Raw genomic sequence first — 18,444 nt, 5'->3', positions numbered from 1 at the left:
CGCCGCTTTGTCTTCCGTTGATTTTTCCCTGATTTTATCCCATCACCGATCCCAGCTGGAATATCGGCAAATACATGGCAATCACCAGCCCGCCAACAATAATCCCCATCACCGCCATCAACACCGGCTCAATAGTTTGTGCCAGGGTATCCGCCAGTGAGTTGGCTTTGTCGTGATGCAATTGCGCCAGCTTCAGTAACAGCTCGTCCAGAGAACCGGACTCCTCGCCGATCTTTATTAACTGATGGCAAAGTGTCGGGAACAGCGGCGACTGAATAAAGGCACGGTGTAAAGGCGTGCCCTGCATGATTTTCTCGCGTATCTCGCTGAGAGCCGCCTGAAAATGCAGATTAGACATCGACGCAGAGGCTGCCGCCAGTCCGGTAATTAAGGTCATTCCGGCATGTTGCGTCATTGCCAGCGTTTGAAATATCTGGCTGAGGCAACTGTCTGTTACCAGCCGTGACGTCAGAGGTAACCTGAGCAGTAACATTTGCTCCCGCCACTTCCAGTGTGTATGCGGATGCAGTTTTTGCCGATAGGTAATACAAGCTGCCAGCAGCAGGCCGGTGATCCATGGACCGGTGCGGATCAACGCATCAGAGGCACTGACCAGCATGCGCGTAAACCACGGCAGTTGGGCATCAAAAGAGGCATAGATTTTGGCAAATTCCGGCAGCACCAACGTCAGCATCAGCAGGGTCACAACCGTTGCGATAACACAGACGATCAGCGGATAGCGCAGCGCTTTTTTCACTTTGCTTCTTAATTCAGCCTGTTGTTCCTGCTGAGCGGCAAGTTGCAGACAGCATTTATCCAGTTGCCCTGTCAGTTCGCCGACAGAAATTATCTGCCGGTAAATATCAGGAAATACATCCGGATAAATCCCCAGCATGGCTGACAGGGGCTTTCCTTCCCGTACGCCTTTGGCAATATTCCCCATGACGCATTGCCAGGCCGGTTTGCTATGCTCATTTGCCAGCAGTGTCAGGCTGTTGACCAGAGGCAAACCCGCCTGAAGCAAAGTCGCAAGCTGCCGGACAAACGCAACGCGCTCCGGATTTTTCCAGAACCCTCTGCCAAGCCGCTGCCTCATGCGGATGTTTAGCGGCTGTAACCCGGCAGCAAAAAGCTGCTGGTAAATGTCGTCTTTGCCCGACTCAATGCTGTGGCCCTGCTGAATATTTCCCTGAGCGTCGATGGCCTGCCAGTGATATAACTGCCACGTTTGAGAAACATCAGCAGTGCTGTTCATGCGCCGGAACCTTCGCCGGTCACGCGATAAAGTTCCTCAAGAGAGGTGATCCCTTGTTCGACCAGTAACATACCGGCTTCCTGCAAGGTCTTCTGTCCCTGTTCACGGGCGATTTTACTCAGTTCATCCACACTCGCTTCGGCGACCAATGCCTGTTGCAGTCTGGGGGTGATATTCAGTACTTCATAAATGCCCGTCCGTCCGTAATAGCCTGAAAAGCATTGATGGCATCCGGCAGGCAGCCACAGCTGGACAGGGCCGCTTCGGCCATCCGGCCCTTTCTCCACCAACGAAATATGCGGTTTCCGGCAATGCGGGCACAGTTTTCGCACCAGCCGTTGTGCAATCACCAGACGTAAGCTGGCCGCAATATGGAAACCTTCAATCCCCATCTGGCGCAGGCGGGTTAATGTCTCGCAGGTGGAATTGGTATGGAGCGTAGAAAGCACCAGATGCCCGGTCTGAGCCGCCTTGACGGCGATCTCGGCCGTTTCTTTATCGCGGATCTCACCCACCATGATCACATCAGGATCCTGACGCAGCAACGCGCGCAGGACGCTGGCGAAGCTGAGATCCGTTTTGCTGTTGATCTGGGTCTGGTTGATGCCACTTACCGGGATCTCGACCGGATCTTCTACGCTGCAGATATTGTGGGTCATCGCATTCAGATGACGCAGCCCGCTGTAGAGGGTCACCGTTTTTCCGCTGCCTGTCGGGCCCGTTACCAGAATCAGCCCCTGCGGATTTTTGAGCGCGGCTTTGAAATAATCCAGATCACGGGGCGTGAAACCCAGTTGCGGCATTGAGAGATCTTGCTGTGTCATATGCAGGATCCGCAGCACGATCTTTTCACCATGTAAGGTGGGCAACGAGGAGATCCGCATCGAATAGCGTTTATTTTGCAGCATGACTGAAAGTTGGCCGTCCTGAGGTAAACGGCGTTCGGCGACGTTCAGTTGCCCCATGATCTTCAGCCGGGCACATACGCCCGCCGCCAGAGAAAATTCGGGGCCGGGAATTTCCTGCAACACACCGTCAATACGCACACGCACCCTGAAGCTGTGCTCATAGGGTTCAAAGTGGATATCCGATGCCCGGCGGGTAATGGCCTGCCTGAGTATCTGATTAAGCACATTGATCACCGGCGCATCACTTTCATCGTTCAGCTCATTGTGTTCATCTCTTGCGCTGGACGGGCGGTTTTCCTCTTCAGTCGCTGCTTTTCCGGCTGCTGCGCTTTCCGGTTGCATGACCTGTTCCAGACGAGCCTGAGGCCAGCGTTCCAGTTGCACTTTTAAGCCGCTGGCAAAGCGCAGTACGTTGCTCAATGTTTCGGTATCCGGCTCTGCTTCATGGCAGGCCACATGAATCATCTGATGGTCACGATGCAATATCACCGCTTTATAACGCTGGCAAAGTGCATCCAGCGAAGCTTCACTTTGCTGGCGATCGTTGTCGACCGGCGAAACCGGACGCAGAGGCATATCACTCATTTTAATGCTCCTGTGGTATCAAAGCGGAATACGCTTTCGCAGGCTTCAACCATTGTGGCGCTGCTGGCATGGGAACAGGTTCTGCTCCAGACAATGCCGCCTGCCTGATTATCCAGAACCGGCGTCATCACTACGCTTAGGCCATTCAGCGCCTGCTGACCGGTGAGTGAGATGATCCCTGCGCTGACCTGTATCTGACTGACGTAGCGGCTGGTTGTCGCTGCAGGAATGCCCTGAGAGCCTGCATTGCAACCGGTCAGGGTGCCGGAGTCGATCACACATAATTCGACGCCTGTTTTGTAGGGCACCATGGTTTGCAGCATGTCGGTCAGGGCGGCTTTCTGGATATAGCTTTGATAAGCCGGTATGCCGATGGCGCTGAGGATCGCAATAATCGCGATCACCACCATCAGTTCAATGAGGGTAAATCCTTGTTGCCGGTACATGGCGTTCTCCGTTTTGTAAGACTGCGTTGTTGTTTCTCAGGCAGCAAACTAAACGCAGATAAAACCGGCTTCCAGCGCCATCGTCGGTTTTTCCACGATGTCTTCCAGCAAAAAAATGGTGATAAGTCAACGCGACAACTGTTTTGCGTGATGTCTCGCAACAATGAAGATGAGATGAAAAATACGGTGGCGGTCAGAAAGGGAGAGTGCGAAGGTAAGCCTGCAAGATGAAATATCCCGAAGCAGTCGTGTTGCCCCCGGAAGGGAATTCAGGGGCAACAGCAAAGAGCCAGGATCAGCTAAAACGCATAGAGAGATCCATGGCACGGACATGCTTGGTCAGCGCACCGACCGAAATATAGTCCACGCCGGTTTCCGCGAATTCACGCAGCGTTTTTTCAGTCACGTTGCCTGACACTTCCAGTAGCGCGCGGCCAGCTGTCAGGGCCACGCCTTCACGCATCATTGGCACGGTGAAGTTATCCAGCATGATAATGTCCGCGCCTGCATCCAGTGCCTGTTGCAGTTCATCGATGGATTCAACTTCCACTTCTACAGGCACTTCAGCATGGATCCACAGTGCGCGTTCCACGGCGGCCTTGATCGAGCCACAGGCGATGATGTGATTTTCTTTGATCAGAAACGCATCGGCCAGACCCAGACGGTGATTGCTGCCGCCACCGCATAACACGGCGTATTTCAGCGCAGTGCGCAGGCCCGGCAGGGTTTTACGCGTATCCAGTAACTGGGTTTTTGTGCCTTCGAGGATCGCCACATAGTGATTCACTTCCGTGGCGACGCCAGAGAGGGTCTGCACGAAATTCAGCGCGGTACGCTCGCCAGTCAGCAGCATGCGTGCAGAGCCTGAAAGTTCACATAAGGTCTGGTTTTCAGAAACGCGATCGCCGTCTTTGACATGCCATTTGACGGTGATTTTATCGCCAGCCAGTTGGGTGAACACCTCGTCCAGCCATTGCTGCCCGCAGAAAATACCGGCTTCGCGGGTAATGATTGTGGCGTTGGCGTTTTTATCTTGTGGCAACAATTGTGCGGTTAAGTCGTTGTTGGCATTGGCTTCACCCCCAAGGTCTTCACCCAGCGCATGGGTCACAAGAGAAGGAATATCATTCTGGATACGTTCGAGTAACTGTGCGCGGCGACTTTCAGGGCTGTAGCTGCGGGTAGACATACAAATACTCCGAAATGGCGGATAAGAAGGACAAAAAAACATGCTACCCTGTTGCTGTGATAAGTACCACCCGAGCACATCATTGAGGTCTTTGATGCACTTAAAACAAGGCTGGATCACCGAAGCCCGGCAAGTTGTTTCCCCTCATTTTGATCTCCGCCCTGAAGATGAAACGCCTTCATTGCTGGTGATCCATAACATCAGTTTACCGCCCGGTAAATTCGGCGGTCCTTATATTGATCAACTGTTTACCGGCACGCTCAATCCGCAGGATGACCCGTATTTTGAAGGGATCAGTCATTTGCGGGTGGCTGCGCATTGTCTGATTCGCCGCGACGGTGAGATTGTGCAATATGTCCCTTTCGATAAACGAGCATGGCATGCCGGAGTATCCAGCTGGCAGGGGCGCGAGCGTTGCAATGATTTCTCAATTGGTATTGAGCTGGAAGGCACGGATATCGAGCCTTTCACGCCGGCGCAATATCGGAGTCTGGCGGCGGTTACTGAGTTGTTAATTAAGCACTATCCCATTAGTCTGGATGCCATTACCGGACACAGTGATATCGCGCCAGGGCGTAAAACCGATCCCGGCCCTGAATTTGACTGGGCATTTTATCGCAAGCTGTTAACGTTGCCGGTAGGGCAAAATAATCCTTCTGACCAGTGAATTAACCTGTTCTCCGGTTTCTGTTTTAAGCGTGTGATGTGTTGAGAGAGAGTGACAATCGATGACGTTATTTACTTTACTCCTGGTGCTGGCTTGGGAACGGTTGTTCAAACTGGGTGAACACTGGCAGCTGGATCATCGGTTTGAGGTGATTTTCCGCCGTGGCCGTCAGACTTCGATGGTGAAAACACTGGCCATTATCGTTGTCTGGATGGCGATTATCTGGGGGGTATTGCGCGCTGTACAAGGTTTGTTCTTTGGCGTACCCAGCCTGATTTTATGGGTGATTTTATGCCTGTTGTGCATCGGTGCCGGGATTAAACGTAAGCATTACCGCGCTTACCTGAAGTCTGCCCGTCAGGGCGATGCCGATGCCTGTCAGGAAATGGCAGAGGAACTGGCCTTGATCCACGGCCTGCCGACCGATTGCAGCGATGAAGCGCGTCTGCGGGAACTGCAAAATGCCCTGCTGTGGATTAACTTCCGTTATTACCTCGGGCCGTTGTTCTGGTTCGTGGTATGCGGGCCTTACGGGCCTGTTGCACTCGGCGGATATGCGGCGTTGCGTGGTTATCAGACCTGGCTGGCGCGGCATATGACGCCGCTGAAACGCTCACAGTCCGGTGTTGATGCCTTGCTGCATATTCTCGACTGGATCCCGGTGCGTCTGGCGGGTGTCGCTTATGCCCTGCTCGGACATGGTGAGAAAGCCTTGCCAGCCTGGTTTGCCTCGCTGGGGGATATCCACTCTTCGCAATATCAGGTGTTAACGCGGCTGGCGCAATTCTCTCTGGCGCGTGATCCGCATACCGATCCGGTACAGACGCCTCGTGCGGCCGTCGGGCTGGCACGTAAAGTGACGATGATTATTCTGGTGGTTGTGGCGCTGCTGACGATTTACGGCACCCTGATTTAATCTGTGTTTCTGCTCAAATATCGCAATAAAAAAGCCCGGTACATTTCTGTGTCCGGGCTTTTTGCTTTCTGTCAGTGCTGTTTTTGCAAGGTCAGCGGACGGTTATCAGCAGCGGGTTCTCCGAAATCGGGCATCCCGTTTTCATCCCAGCGGAAGGTCTTGATACGTGTGTGCCGGTTCGGGTCATACAACGGGTCGCCCTCAATTTCCGTGTAATTTCGGGCATGATAAACCAGCACGTCTTCGCCCTGTTCATTACGGGTAAAGCTGTTATGTCCCGGTCCGAACTGCCGGTTTTGCGTCTGAGTGGTGAAGACCGGTTTTTGGGATTTGTGCCAGCTCGCAGGATCCAGCAGGTTGCTGTTGATGTCTGCGCTGAGCAGGCCGATGCAGTAATTTTCATCGGTGGCGCTGGCGGAATAGGTAATGAAAATCTTATCGCCGTGTGTAATTACCGCAGGGCCTTCGTTGACCCAGAAACCGATGATCTCCCAGTCCAGTTCAGGTTTGCTGAACATGACGGGCGGTGATTTGAGCGTCCACGGGTTTTCCATTTCGGCCAGATACAGGTTCGAGTTTCCGCGAATTGTCGGGTCTTTCTGCGCCCACAAATAGTAGCTTTTGCCCTGATGCGCAAAGTGCGTGGCATCCAGAGAAAAACTGTCGATCGGGGTCTGGATCCGGCCTTTCTCCTGCCATTTGCCGCTCAGCGGATCGGTATCTTCACACACCAGCGCATACATTCTGTGCTGGAATAACCCGTCGACAATCTCCTGCGACGGGGCGGCTGCGTAATAGATAACCCATTGCCCGTCGATAAAATGCAGCTCCGGTGCCCAGATCAGTGCGCTCATCGGGCCGGTATCCGGTTTGTGCCAGACGACGGTCGCTGGCGCTTCAGCAAGCCCGGTCAGCGTCGGTGAACGGCGGATCTCCAGCCGGTCATATTCCGGCACCGACGCGATAAAGTAATAGTGCCCGTCGCTGTGCAGCCAGATATGCGGATCTGCGCGCTGCTCAATCAGCGGGTTTGGATAATTACTCATGTTTCAGCTCCTTGCTGGTCAGTGGGACGCTCAGTGTGTCCGCGTCCACGGCATTTTTCGCATCGTGATATTCATTCAGCTCGCGGTAATTACGGCGGCGGATTTCCAGATCGGCCTGAATGGTGCGCATGGTTTCGCGATCCACTTTCAGTAAACGTACAACACCGGCAGTAATCAGATAACCCACGCCCGGAATGATGGTGAACAGCAGCATAATCCCGTTGATCGCATGATCGCTCTGCTGCGCTGCACCGGCGTTGTAACCGTAAGCGGAAAGCAGGAAGCCGACCATCGCGCCCGCGACCGCCAGTCCGCATTTCAGGAAGAACAGGTTGCCGGAGAAACTGATGCCGGTCACGCGTTTACCGGTTTTCCATTCGCCGTAATCGTCAACGTCAGCCATCAGTGACCAGTGCAGCGGGGAAGGGAGCTGGTGCATGATGTTGAGGATGAAGTACGCCACCAGAATAAGCGTTGTGGCATGCGGGTCGAGGAAATAGAAGCCGCAGGAGAAAATGGTCAGGATGATGTTGGCCCAGAAGAACACTTTCAGTTTGCAGTATTTATCGGTGAGCGGTTTTGCCAGCGCGCTGCCGATCATCATGCCGACCACGCCGAGGCTGATAAACATACTGGCGAAGGAGGTGGATTTTTCCATCACCCACGTCACGTAATACATGGTAGCCGCCATGCGGATAAAACCGGGGCAGACGTTGCAGAATGTCAGCAGCAGGATGCGTACCCACTGGTCGTTTTTCCACACGTCTTTCAGGTCGGATTTTAATGCGTGTTTTGACGGCACTGCAGGCTGAATGCGCTCTTTCACTGAGCTGAAACAGAACAGGAACATAAACAGCGCGATGATCGCCATCACGCCCATCGACATCTGATAGCCCTTGGCTTTATCCGCGCCACCGAAGAAGTCGGCCATTGGCAGCAGGGTGGAAGAGAGGATCAGCGTCGCGATACCCACCATAAAGAAGCGGTAAGACTGACAGGCGACACGTTCGTGCGGATCGGCAGTAATCACGCCACCGAGCGAGCAGTAAGGGATGTTGATGGCCGTGTAAGTCAGGGACATCAGGAAGTACGTCACAAACGCATAGATAACTTTGCTGTTGTAGCTCCATTCCGGCGTGGTGAACATCAGCACGCTGAACAGAACATAAGGCACCGAAACCCATAACAAATACGGTCGGAAACGCCCCCAGCGGGTGGTGGTGCGGTCGGCAATGGCGCCCATAATCGGGTCGGTGACCGCATCGATAACACGCACGGAGAGCAGCAATACACCGACCAGCGCCGGGGCTAAACCGAAAACGTCTGTATAAAAATAATTAAGAAACAGCATGATGGCGCCGCCAATCATATTGCAGCCCGCATCCCCCATTCCGTACGCTACTTTCTCTTTGAACGACAGCGCGCCTTCCTTCATGGATGTTCTCTCCGGCTATTGGGTAAAAAGGATTTTGTTAAAAAACTGTTTGTTAGCCCAGAGTATTGGCCGGAGAAGGGAATAAGAGTCAGGAGGTAAGAGTCATGAAGATGGACGATTTGGTCATCTCAGAAAAAGTGTGACCTGTATAACAAGACGCCCCGGCAAATGACTTAACCGGGGCGTCTGAGGATTTTAAATTATGACTCTTGCTTAAGCGTTAACGGATTTCCCACTTTGCTGATTTTTGATCCAGTAACCAATACCCAGAATCACCAGCCAGACAGGGATCAGCCATACGGAGATCGCCATGCCAGGAGTGATCGCCATGATCACCAGAATCGCGGCCATAAACAGCAGGCAGATGTAGTTACCCACCGGGTACAGTAACGCTTTGAACTTAGGTTCTACGCCTTCACGACGCTTCGCCTGACGGAATTTCATGTGTGCCAGGCTGATCATTGCCCAGTTGATCACCAGGGCAGACACCACCAGCGCCATCAGCAGGCCAAACGCTTCGCCCGGCATCAGGTAGTTGATCAGAACGCACAGTGCGGTGGTGGCAGCAGAAACGAGGATGGAAGCCACCGGCACGCCACGTTTATCGACTTTCAGCAGGGCTTTTGGTGCATTTCCCTGACGGGCAAGGCCAAACAGCATGCGGCTGTTGCAGTAAACACAGCTGTTATAGACCGACAGCGCGGCTGTCAGAATGACGACGTTCAGGGCATTCGCCACCAGCGCATCACCCAGTTCATGGAAGATCAGCACGAACGGGCTGGTATCCGGTCCGACGCGGGTCCATGGCATCAGGGAAAGCAGGACAGCCAGTGAGCCCACATAGAAAATCAGGATGCGGTAGATAACCTGATTGGTCGCTTTCGGAATGCTGACTTCCGGATTATCCGCTTCAGCCGCAGTGATACCGACCAGCTCCAGACCACCGAAGGAGAACATGATGATCGCCATCATCATCACCAGCCCGGTCATGCCATGCGGCAGGAAACCGCCTTGCTCCCACAGGTTGCGCACTGTGGCTTGCGGACCTGCGGTGTCGCTGAACAGCAGCCAGCCGCCGAACAGAATCATCGCCACAACGGCGACCACTTTGATGATGGCAAACCAGAACTCCATCTCACCAAAGACTTTAACGTTAGTGAGGTTGATGGCGTTGATCAGCACAAAGAACGCGGCAGCAGAAACCCATGTCGGGATTTCCGGCCACCAGAATTGAATATATTTACCGACGGCGGTCAGTTCGGCCATGGCGACCAGAACGTACAACACCCAGTAGTTCCAGCCGGAAGCAAACCCGGCAAACCCGCCCCAGTATTTATAGGCGAAATGACTGAACGAACCGGCAACCGGCTCCTCAACGACCATTTCCCCTAACTGACGCATAATTAAAAAGGCAATAAAACCTGCGATCGCGTAACCGAGAATAATCCCCGGTCCTGCGGACTGAATGACGGAAGCGCTGCCCAGAAACAGCCCTGTACCGACGGCCCCACCTAGTGCAATCAACTGAATGTGACGGTTTTTGAGGCCGCGCTTCAGTTCATCGCCTTGTTGTTGATCAACCATTTACCTGTCCTCTGTCATTGGGGCAAAACCCCTAGCATTCTGCGTGTTAAAAAGAATGTAAGGCGATAATTACACTTTTTGTATTTATTTATTTACGGCTGGATTGTGCCTAAAAATCAGCATCATCTACCGTTGGGGGAAGAATAATGTTATGCGGAAAAGTTTGCACGGGGTTTATGCGTCATCTGCATAACAAATAATCAAATTGTCTGGAAATATGTTCTGGATCTTTAAAATGTGATCTCACGCAGCGCAAAAAATCTAAATGATAAAAATTTGTTAAATTGTGCGGGGTCGACGTATTTACTGGGTAGCCATATGGACACAAGGTGAATACTTTGTTACTTTACGGCCACGTTTTTTAAATTGGTATTACCAATTGACTCCGGCAACTTACAGAGTCGCTACTCGCAGAGAACCGCACATATATGGCTTACAGCAAAATCCGCCAGCCTAAGTTATCCGATGTGATCGAGCAGCAACTTGAGTTCCTGATCCTCGAAGGCACCTTGAGACCCGGGGAAAAGCTTCCGCCAGAGCGCGAACTGGCCAAACAGTTTGATGTATCGCGACCTTCTCTCAGAGAGGCAATCCAAAGCCTGGAAGGGAAGGGGCTACTCCTGCGCCGTCAGGGTGGTGGCACTTTCGTACAAAGTAACCTGTGGCAAAGCGTGAGTGACCCGCTGGCCGAGTTACTGGCCGACCATCCCGAATCACAATTCGATCTCCTTGAAACACGCCATGCCCTTGAAGGGATCGCCGCCTATTACGCAGCGCTTCGTGGCACAGAGGAAGATTTGCAGCGCATTCGCGATTGTCATGTGGTCATTCAGACCGCACAAGACAGCGGAGATCTGGACGCAGAAGCCGACGCGGTTATGCAGTATCAGGTCGCTGTAACAGAAGCAGCCCATAATGTGGTGCTGCTGCATCTGGTTCGCTGTATGGGGCCGATGCTCGAGAAGAACGTTCGACAGAACTTTGAATTGCTTTACTCACGCCGGGAAATGCTGGCAACGGTAAGCAACCACCGCGCCAGTATTTTCGAGGCGATTGTTGCACGGGAACCAGAAATAGCGCGTGCCGCATCACACCGTCACCTGGCGTTCATTGAAGAAGTTTTGCTGGATCTCAGCAGGGAACACACCCGGCGGGATCGGTCTTTACGACGGCTCCAGCAACGAAAAGATGAAAGTTAACCTTCAGGGTTAATTTTTAGAGCCTTCATTTGAGGGCTCGCGGCAACTACATGACGGGCCTGTCTTCGTGCGTTTTGTGACAACGAAGATCGTCTGAGAAAGAACGCAGGAAGACAGGCTCCAGTTAAACCAACGTATTAGAGACAGATAAGGAAAAGCACCATGTCAGAACGTGTAAATAATGACGTGGATCCGATCGAAACTCGCGACTGGCTACAAGCGATCGAATCGGTCATCCGTGAAGAAGGTGTTGAGCGTGCACAGTTCCTGATCGATCAGGTTCTCAGTGAAGCGCGTAAGGGCGGCGTGAGCGTCGCTGCTGGTGCAGCCAGCCGTAACTACGTCAATACCATCGCTGTTGAAGACGAACCTGAATACCCGGGTAACCTGGAGCTGGAACGTAACATTCGTACTGCTATCCGCTGGAACGCCATCATGACCGTTCTGCGTGCGTCCAAGAAAGATCTGGAACTCGGCGGCCACATGGCGTCCTTCCAGTCTTCTGCGACCGTGTACGAAGTGTGCTTCAACCACTTCTTCCGTGCGCGCAACGAGAAAGACGGCGGCGATCTGGTGTACTTCCAGGGCCACATCTCTCCGGGCGTGTACGCGCGTGCTTTCCTTGAAGGCCGCCTGACTGAAGACCAGATGAACAATTTCCGTCAGGAAGTTCACGGTCAGGGTCTGTCGTCTTATCCGCACCCTAAACTGATGCCTGAATTCTGGCAGTTCCCGACCGTATCCATGGGTCTGGGTCCGATCGGTGCCATCTATCAGGCGAAGTTCCTGAAATATCTGGAACACCGTGGTCTGAAAGACACCTCCGCGCAGCGCGTTTACGCGTTCCTGGGCGACGGTGAAATGGATGAGCCAGAATCCAAAGGGGCGATCACTATCGCGACCCGTGAGAAACTGGACAACCTGTGCTTCATCATCAACTGTAACTTACAGCGTCTTGATGGCCCGGTAACCGGTAACGGCAAAATCATCAACGAACTCGACGGCATCTTCTCAGGCGCTGGCTGGAACGTGATCAAAGTGATTTGGGGCAACCGTTGGGATGAACTGCTGCGTAAAGATACCAGCGGTAAACTGATCCAGCTGATGAACGAAACCGTGGACGGCGACTACCAGACCTTCAAGTCCCGCGACGGTAAATACGTTCGTGACCACTTCTTCGGCAAATACCCTGAAACCGCTGCGCTGGTCAAAGACATGACCGACGACGAAATCTGGGCGCTGAACCGTGGCGGCCATGATCCGAAGAAAGTCTTCGCTGCACTGAACAAAGCACAGAACACCAAAGGTCAGCCGACCGTTATCCTTGCGCATACCATTAAAGGTTATGGCATGGGCGACGCTGCCGAAGGTAAAAACATTGCTCACCAGGTGAAGAAAATGAACATGGATGGCGTGCGCTATATCCGTGATCGTTTCAGCGTGCCAGTGACCGATGAAAATCTGGAAAAACTGCCGTACATCACTCTGGATAAAGACTCTGCAGAATCCAAATACCTGCACGAACGTCGCGCTGCGCTGAAAGGCTACCTGCCGACCCGTCTGCCAAACTTCACGCAGAAGCTGGAAATGCCGAAACTGGAAGACTTCTCACAACTGCTGGAAGAGCAGAAGAAAGAGATCTCTACCACTATCGCTTTCGTCCGTGCCCTGAACGTGATGCTGAAAAACGACTCCATTAAAGACCGTCTGGTCCCGATTATTGCCGATGAAGCGCGCACTTTCGGTATGGAAGGTCTGTTCCGTCAGATTGGTATTTACAGCCCGAACGGCCAGCAATATACCCCGCAGGACCGTGAGCAGGTTGCTTACTATAAAGAAGACGAGAAAGGTCAGATCCTGCAGGAAGGTATCAACGAACTGGGTGCCGCGTCTTCATGGCTGGCCGCAGCGACGTCGTACAGCACCAACGATCTGCCAATGATCCCGTTCTACATCTACTACTCCATGTTCGGTTTCCAGCGTATCGGCGACCTGTGCTGGGCAGCGGGTGACCAACAGGCGCGTGGCTTCCTGATCGGCGGTACTTCAGGTCGTACTACCCTGAACGGCGAAGGTCTGCAGCACGAAGATGGTCACAGCCATATTCAGTCTCTGACTATCCCTAACTGTATTTCTTACGACCCGTCTTACGCGTACGAAGTGGCTGTCATCATGCATGACGGTCTGGTGCGTATGTACGGTGAAGCGCAGGAAAACATTTATTACTACATCACCACGCTGAACGAAAACTACCACATGCCAGCCATGCCGGAAGGCGCGGAAGAAGGCATCCGTAAGGGTATCTACAAGCTGGATACGCTGGAAGGCAGCAAAGGTAAAGTGCAGCTTCTGGGCTCCGGTTCTATCCTGCGTCACGTACGTGAAGCGGCTGAGATCCTGTCCAAAGACTACGGCGTCGGTTCTGACGTTTATAGCGTAACGTCCTTCACTGAACTGGCCCGTGACGGTCAGGACTGTGAGCGCTGGAACATGCTGCACCCGACTGAAACCCCACGCGTTCCGTACATCGCCCAGGTGATGAGCGATGCGCCAGCGGTGGCGTCTACTGACTACATGAAACTGTTTGCTGAACAGGTTCGTACTTACGTTCCGGCCAGCGATTATCGCGTACTGGGTACGGATGGCTTCGGTCGTTCAGACAGCCGCGAAAACCTGCGTCACCACTTCGAAGTGGATGCATCTTACGTTGTGGTTGCTGCGCTGGGTGAATTGGCTAAACGCGGCGAAATCGAAACGTCTGTAGTGGCTGAAGCCATTAAGAAATTCGATATCAACCCGGAAAAAGTTAACCCGCGTCTGGCATAAGAGGTAAAGACAGATGGCTATTGAAATTAACGTACCGGACATCGGTGCAGATGCAGTGGAAGTCACCGAAATTATGGTGAAGGTGGGCGATAAGGTTGAAGCTGAACAATCGCTGATCACCGTTGAAGGCGACAAAGCTTCTATGGAAGTGCCTTCTCCACAAGCCGGCGTGGTCAAAGAAATTAAAGTTGCGGTCGGCGATACCGTCGAAACCGGCAAACTGATCATGATCTTTGACGCCGCTGACGGTGCTGCTGATGCAGCACCTGCGAAACAGGAAGCCAAAGCAGAAGCTAATGTTCAAGAGAACGCCGCCGCCGCCCCTGCTTCCAGCGAAAGCAAAGAAGTGAACGTACCAGACATCGGTGGCGACGAAGTTGAAGTCACTGAAATCATGGTCAAAGTAGGCGACACCGTTGAAGCAGAACAATCGCTGATCACCGTAGAAGGCGATAAAGCCTCTATGGAAGTCCCTGCGCCGTTCGCGGGTAAAGTGAAAGAAATCAAAATCGCTGCGGGCGACAAAGTCAGCACCGGTTCCCTGATCATGGTCTTCGAAGTGGCAGGTTCGGGTGCAGCCGCACCGGCCGCCGCTGCGGAAACTCAATCAGACGCGGCACCTGCGGCTCCGGCTCAGTCCGGCAGCAAAGAAGTGAACGTGCCTGATATCGGTGGCGACGAAGTTGAAGTCACTGAAATCATGGTAAAAGTTGGCGACAAAATCAGTGCAGAACAGTCACTGATCACCGTTGAAGGCGACAAAGCCTCAATGGAAGTCCCGGCACCGTTCGCGGGTACCGTGAAAGAAATAAAAATCGCTGCGGGCGACAAAGTCAGCACCGGCTCTCTGATCATGATCTTCGAAGTAGAAGGCGCTGCGCCTGCTGCTCCGGCGGCTAAGAAAGAAGACGCGGCGGCTCCTGCGAAACAGGAACAAAAAGCGGCGGCTCCGGCAGCTGCTAAAGCTGAAAGCAAAGGCGAATTCGCTGAGAACGACGCTTACGTTCACGCCACGCCGGTTATCCGTCGTCTGGCCCGTGAATTCGGCGTTAACCTGGCGAAAGTGAAAGGGACGGGCCGTAAAGGTCGTATCCTGCGCGAAGACGTTCAGACTTACGTGAAAGACGCGGTCAAACGTGCAGAAGCCGCACCGGCTGCTGCCACGGGCGGCGGTCTGCCAGGCATGCTGCCTTGGCCGAAAGTGGACTTCAGCAAGTTTGGTGAGATTGAAGAAGTCGAACTGGGCCGTATCCAGAAAATCTCTGGTGCGAACCTGAGCCGTAACTGGGTAATGATCCCGCACGTTACGCACTTCGACAAAACTGATATCACTGAGCTGGAAGCGTTCCGTAAACAGCAGAACGATGAAGCCGCTAAACGTAAACTGGACGTGAAATTCACGCCAGTGGTCTTCATCATGAAAGCCGTTGCCGCTGCCCTTGAGCAGATGCCACGCTTCAACAGTTCCCTGTCCGAAGACGGTCAGAAACTGACGCTGAAAAAATACATCAACATCGGTGTGGCGGTAGATACGCCAAACGGTCTGGTTGTTCCGGTCTTCAAAGACGTGAACAAGAAAGGCATCGCCGAGTTGTCCCGTGAGCTGATGGCGATCTCCAAGAAAGCCCGTGACGGTAAGCTGACTGCTGGCGAAATGCAGGGCGGTTGCTTCACTATCTCCAGCCTCGGTGGTATCGGGACGACCCACTTCGCGCCAATCGTCAATGCGCCGGAAGTGGCCATCCTCGGTGTTTCCAAGTCTGCCATTGAGCCAGTCTGGAATGGTAAAGAGTTCACACCGCGTCTGATGATGCCAATGTCGCTCTCCTTCGACCACCGTGTTATCGACGGTGCCGATGGTGCGCGCTTCATCACCATCATCAACAACGTGTTGTCTGACATTCGCCGTCTGGTGATGTAAGCGAAAAGCCGGCCAATCGGCCGGCTTTTTTCTGATAATCTCTTCATGCTGTTTGGGATTTTCGGGCGCTAAGCACAAATCGTATGCCGTTTGTTGTTTCAAATTTGTTAACAATTTTGTAAACTGCGGGCGGATAGAACGACCCGGTGGATGATGGGCGTTACGACATAAAAATGACGTCAGACCCGCCGGACATAAATTAAGAGGTCATGATGAGTACTGAAATTAAAACTCAGGTCGTGGTACTTGGGGCGGGCCCTGCGGGCTATTCTGCTGCTTTCCGTTGCGCTGATTTAGGTCTTGAAACCGTTCTGGTTGAGCGTTATTCCACGCTCGGTGGCGTGTGCCTGAACGTTGGCTGTATCCCTTCAAAAGCTCTGCTGCATGTCGCGAAAGTGATCTCTGAAGCAAAAGCACTGGCAGAACACGGTATTGTTTTCGGCGAGCCGAAAACTGACATCGATAAAGTGCGTGTCTGGAAAGAAAAAGTCATTAACCAGCTGACCGGTGGTCTGGCAGGGATGGCGAAAGGCCGTAAAGTCAAAGTCGTGAATGGCCTGGGCAAATTTACTGGCGCGAATACTCTGGTTGTTGAAGGCGAAAATGGTCCGACGACCATCACTTTCGACAATGCCATCATTGCGGCGGGTTCCCGTCCAATCAAACTGCCATTTATTCCACATGATGACCCGCGTGTCTGGGACTCCACCGATGCACTGGAGCTGAAAAGCGTTCCTGAGCGTCTGCTGGTAATGGGCGGCGGTATCATCGGTCTGGAAATGGGCACCGTTTATCACGCGCTGGGTTCTCAGATTGACGTGGTAGAAATGTTCGATCAGGTGATCCCTGCGGCTGATAAAGACGTGGTGAAAGTGTTCACCAAGAAAATCAGCAAGCAATTCAACCTGATGCTGGAAACCAAAGTGACCGCGGTAGAAGCCAAAGAAGATGGCATCTACGTCACAATGGAAGGCAAGAAAGCCCCTGCAGAACCACAGCGTTATGACGCCGTGCTGGTGGCAATCGGCCGTGTACCTAACGGTAAACTGCTGGAAGCGGGCGCTGCAGGCATTGAAGTTGACGACCGTGGTTTCATCCACGTCGACAAACAAATGCGCACCAACGTGCCACACATCTTTGCTATCGGCGACATCGTCGGTCAGCCAATGCTGGCGCACAAAGGTGTTCACGAAGGTCACGTGGCAGCCGAAGTTATCTCCGGCAAGAAACACTACTTCGATCCGAAAGTCATTCCATCCATTGCCTACACTGAGCCAGAAGTTGCCTGGGTTGGCCTGACTGAGAAAGAAGCGAAAGAAAAAGGCATCAGCTACGAAACCGCCACCTTCCCGTGGGCCGCTTCAGGCCGTGCCATCGCTTCCGACTGTGCAGACGGCATGACCAAACTGATCTTCGATAAAGAATCTCACCGTGTTATCGGTGGTGCGATTGTCGGCACCAACGGCGGCGAGCTGCTGGGCGAAATCGGTCTGGCAATCGAAATGGGTTGTGATGCAGAAGATATCGCTCTGACCATCCATGCTCACCCGACTCTGCATGAGTCCGTGGGTCTGGCAGCAGAAATCTACGAAGGCAGCATTACCGACCTGCCAAACCCGAAAGCGAAGAAAAAGTAATTTTCTCCTTTGCTGATAAACGCCTCTCCGGAGGCGTTTTTTTTTCCCTTTTTTCCTCTGTGGCACACTCCATACCTGTTCTCATTTATCTCATTACATCCTCATTCATTTATTTTCTTTACCTCAATGCAGTCGATAAAATAATGTGAGGTGATATGATTTCCGGAAAGAAATACCTCTGTTTAAAGTAAGTGCATATCGCCCTTCCTGATGCAAGGAACGGGTGGGATCTGTTTACTTTTAATCTCAGGTATTTTTTCATGAATAAGCGTAATTCTTTTATTTTACTTCTCGGCACCGTGCTGTGCTTAAGCCATTCAGTCGCTCATGCTGAGGATGGTACCATTAATTTCACCGGACAAATTGTTGCCACCACGTGCGATGTGAATGGCGGAACGACCGATGCCATTAATGTGGATTTAGGCAACGTTGCCGCGACTTCGTTTACCGCCGCCGGAGATACCTCATCTCCGACAGCATTTACGATTGCACTCACCAAATGCCCGACCACCTTTACAGCTGCTGCGGTGAAATTCGGTGGCACCGCCGATGCAGTGGATAACCAGCTACTGGAAGTCACCGGTGGCGCGACCGGCGTCGGTATTGAAATTGCCGATAATCAGGGAGTCTCGATCCCGGTTTACACCGCCTCGCGTTTTTATCCCATTGATGCCACCGCCGAGGGCGTGGAGATGAACTTTATCGCCCGTTACAAAAGTACGGCGGCGACGGTAGGGGAAGGGGCGGCAAATGCGGTCTCTCAGTTCACCATCAATTACCAATAATAAGAACCAGAAATAACCTCCGCGTAATCTCATTAAACTGGCAAG

The 18,444-nt window shown here is 52.8% G+C and carries 14 protein-coding genes; 7 read left to right on the top strand and 7 right to left on the bottom strand.

The features are described from left to right. Positions 1 to 34: 34 nt before the first annotated feature. The 4 genes from hofC to nadC all read right to left on the bottom strand — a co-directional run bounded on the left by hofC (position 35) and on the right by nadC (position 4,383). A complete protein-coding gene (gene hofC, locus EDF78_RS12195; RefSeq protein ID WP_133823184.1) occupies positions 35 to 1,255 on the bottom strand; it encodes a protein transport protein HofC in 1,221 nt (406 codons plus the stop codon). Beyond that, positions 1,252 to 2,748: a type II secretion system protein GspE gene (gene gspE / locus EDF78_RS12190; protein ID WP_095924663.1), complete on the bottom strand. Its 1,497-nt coding sequence runs from the start codon at positions 2,746 to 2,748 to the stop codon at positions 1,252 to 1,254. The genes hofC and gspE overlap by 4 nt, the downstream gene beginning before the upstream one ends. Next, on the bottom strand, positions 2,745 to 3,194 hold the full coding sequence (ppdD, locus tag EDF78_RS12185; RefSeq protein ID WP_133823183.1) for a prepilin peptidase-dependent pilin: 450 nt from the start codon (positions 3,192 to 3,194) through the stop codon (positions 2,745 to 2,747). Before ppdD ends, gspE begins: the two co-directional genes overlap by 4 nt. 295 nt (positions 3,195 to 3,489) lie before the next feature. After that, the gene (gene nadC, locus EDF78_RS12180) at positions 3,490 to 4,383 is read right to left on the bottom strand and encodes a carboxylating nicotinate-nucleotide diphosphorylase (protein ID WP_131694279.1); all 894 of its coding nucleotides are present in this window, start codon (positions 4,381 to 4,383) and stop codon (positions 3,490 to 3,492) included. A 94-nt stretch (positions 4,384 to 4,477) separates the two neighbouring features. Between nadC and ampD the strand changes: the two genes are divergently transcribed. Both ampD and ampE read left to right on the top strand, forming a co-directional pair. Next, positions 4,478 to 5,050 (top strand): 1,6-anhydro-N-acetylmuramyl-L-alanine amidase AmpD, encoded by a 573-nt coding sequence (gene ampD, locus EDF78_RS12175; protein ID WP_133823182.1) that lies wholly within the window; start codon positions 4,478 to 4,480, stop codon positions 5,048 to 5,050. A gap of 61 nt (positions 5,051 to 5,111) precedes the next feature. Next, positions 5,112 to 5,966: a beta-lactamase regulator AmpE gene (gene ampE / locus EDF78_RS12170; RefSeq protein ID WP_095924667.1), complete on the top strand. Its 855-nt coding sequence runs from the start codon at positions 5,112 to 5,114 to the stop codon at positions 5,964 to 5,966. A 71-nt stretch (positions 5,967 to 6,037) separates the two neighbouring features. Here the strand turns inward: ampE and EDF78_RS12165 are convergent, their stop codons facing one another. From EDF78_RS12165 to aroP, 3 genes are all read right to left on the bottom strand, one after another. Further along, the gene (locus tag EDF78_RS12165; RefSeq protein WP_133823181.1) at positions 6,038 to 7,012 is read right to left on the bottom strand and encodes a family 43 glycosylhydrolase; all 975 of its coding nucleotides are present in this window, start codon (positions 7,010 to 7,012) and stop codon (positions 6,038 to 6,040) included. Beyond that, a complete protein-coding gene (locus EDF78_RS12160; protein WP_015698650.1) occupies positions 7,005 to 8,447 on the bottom strand; it encodes an MFS transporter in 1,443 nt (480 codons plus the stop codon). The genes EDF78_RS12165 and EDF78_RS12160 overlap by 8 nt, the downstream gene beginning before the upstream one ends. A gap of 213 nt (positions 8,448 to 8,660) precedes the next feature. Continuing rightward, positions 8,661 to 10,031 (bottom strand): aromatic amino acid transporter AroP, encoded by a 1,371-nt coding sequence (gene aroP / locus EDF78_RS12155; protein WP_095924669.1) that lies wholly within the window; start codon positions 10,029 to 10,031, stop codon positions 8,661 to 8,663. A gap of 428 nt (positions 10,032 to 10,459) precedes the next feature. Between aroP and pdhR the strand changes: the two genes are divergently transcribed. The 5 genes from pdhR (at position 10,460) to EDF78_RS12130 (ending at position 18,399) form a co-directional block, all read left to right on the top strand. Continuing rightward, positions 10,460 to 11,230 carry a pyruvate dehydrogenase complex transcriptional repressor PdhR gene (pdhR, locus tag EDF78_RS12150; RefSeq protein WP_013576986.1) on the top strand — a complete coding sequence of 257 codons (771 nt, stop codon included), beginning with the start codon at positions 10,460 to 10,462 and terminating at the stop codon, positions 11,228 to 11,230. Between the two features lie 162 nt (positions 11,231 to 11,392). Then, a complete protein-coding gene (gene aceE / locus EDF78_RS12145; protein WP_095924670.1) occupies positions 11,393 to 14,056 on the top strand; it encodes a pyruvate dehydrogenase (acetyl-transferring), homodimeric type in 2,664 nt (887 codons plus the stop codon). Between the two features lie 13 nt (positions 14,057 to 14,069). Continuing rightward, complete coding sequence (gene aceF / locus EDF78_RS12140) at positions 14,070 to 15,977, top strand: pyruvate dehydrogenase complex dihydrolipoyllysine-residue acetyltransferase (RefSeq protein ID WP_133823180.1); 1,908 nt, start codon at positions 14,070 to 14,072, stop codon at positions 15,975 to 15,977. Between the two features lie 212 nt (positions 15,978 to 16,189). Further along, positions 16,190 to 17,614 carry a dihydrolipoyl dehydrogenase gene (lpdA, locus tag EDF78_RS12135; RefSeq protein ID WP_162928680.1) on the top strand — a complete coding sequence of 475 codons (1,425 nt, stop codon included), beginning with the start codon at positions 16,190 to 16,192 and terminating at the stop codon, positions 17,612 to 17,614. Positions 17,615 to 17,874: 260 nt separating this feature from the next. Continuing rightward, positions 17,875 to 18,399, top strand: coding sequence for a fimbrial protein (locus EDF78_RS12130; RefSeq protein ID WP_133823179.1), 525 nt, complete (start codon positions 17,875 to 17,877; stop codon positions 18,397 to 18,399). Positions 18,400 to 18,444: the final 45 nt, after the last annotated feature.

The organism is Rahnella sp. BIGb0236, assembly GCF_004364755.1.
Lineage (GTDB): Bacteria > Pseudomonadota > Gammaproteobacteria > Enterobacterales > Enterobacteriaceae > Rahnella > Rahnella victoriana.
Note: the sequence above shows the minus strand (reverse complement) of the source record. Positions and strands in the feature narration are given on the sequence as shown.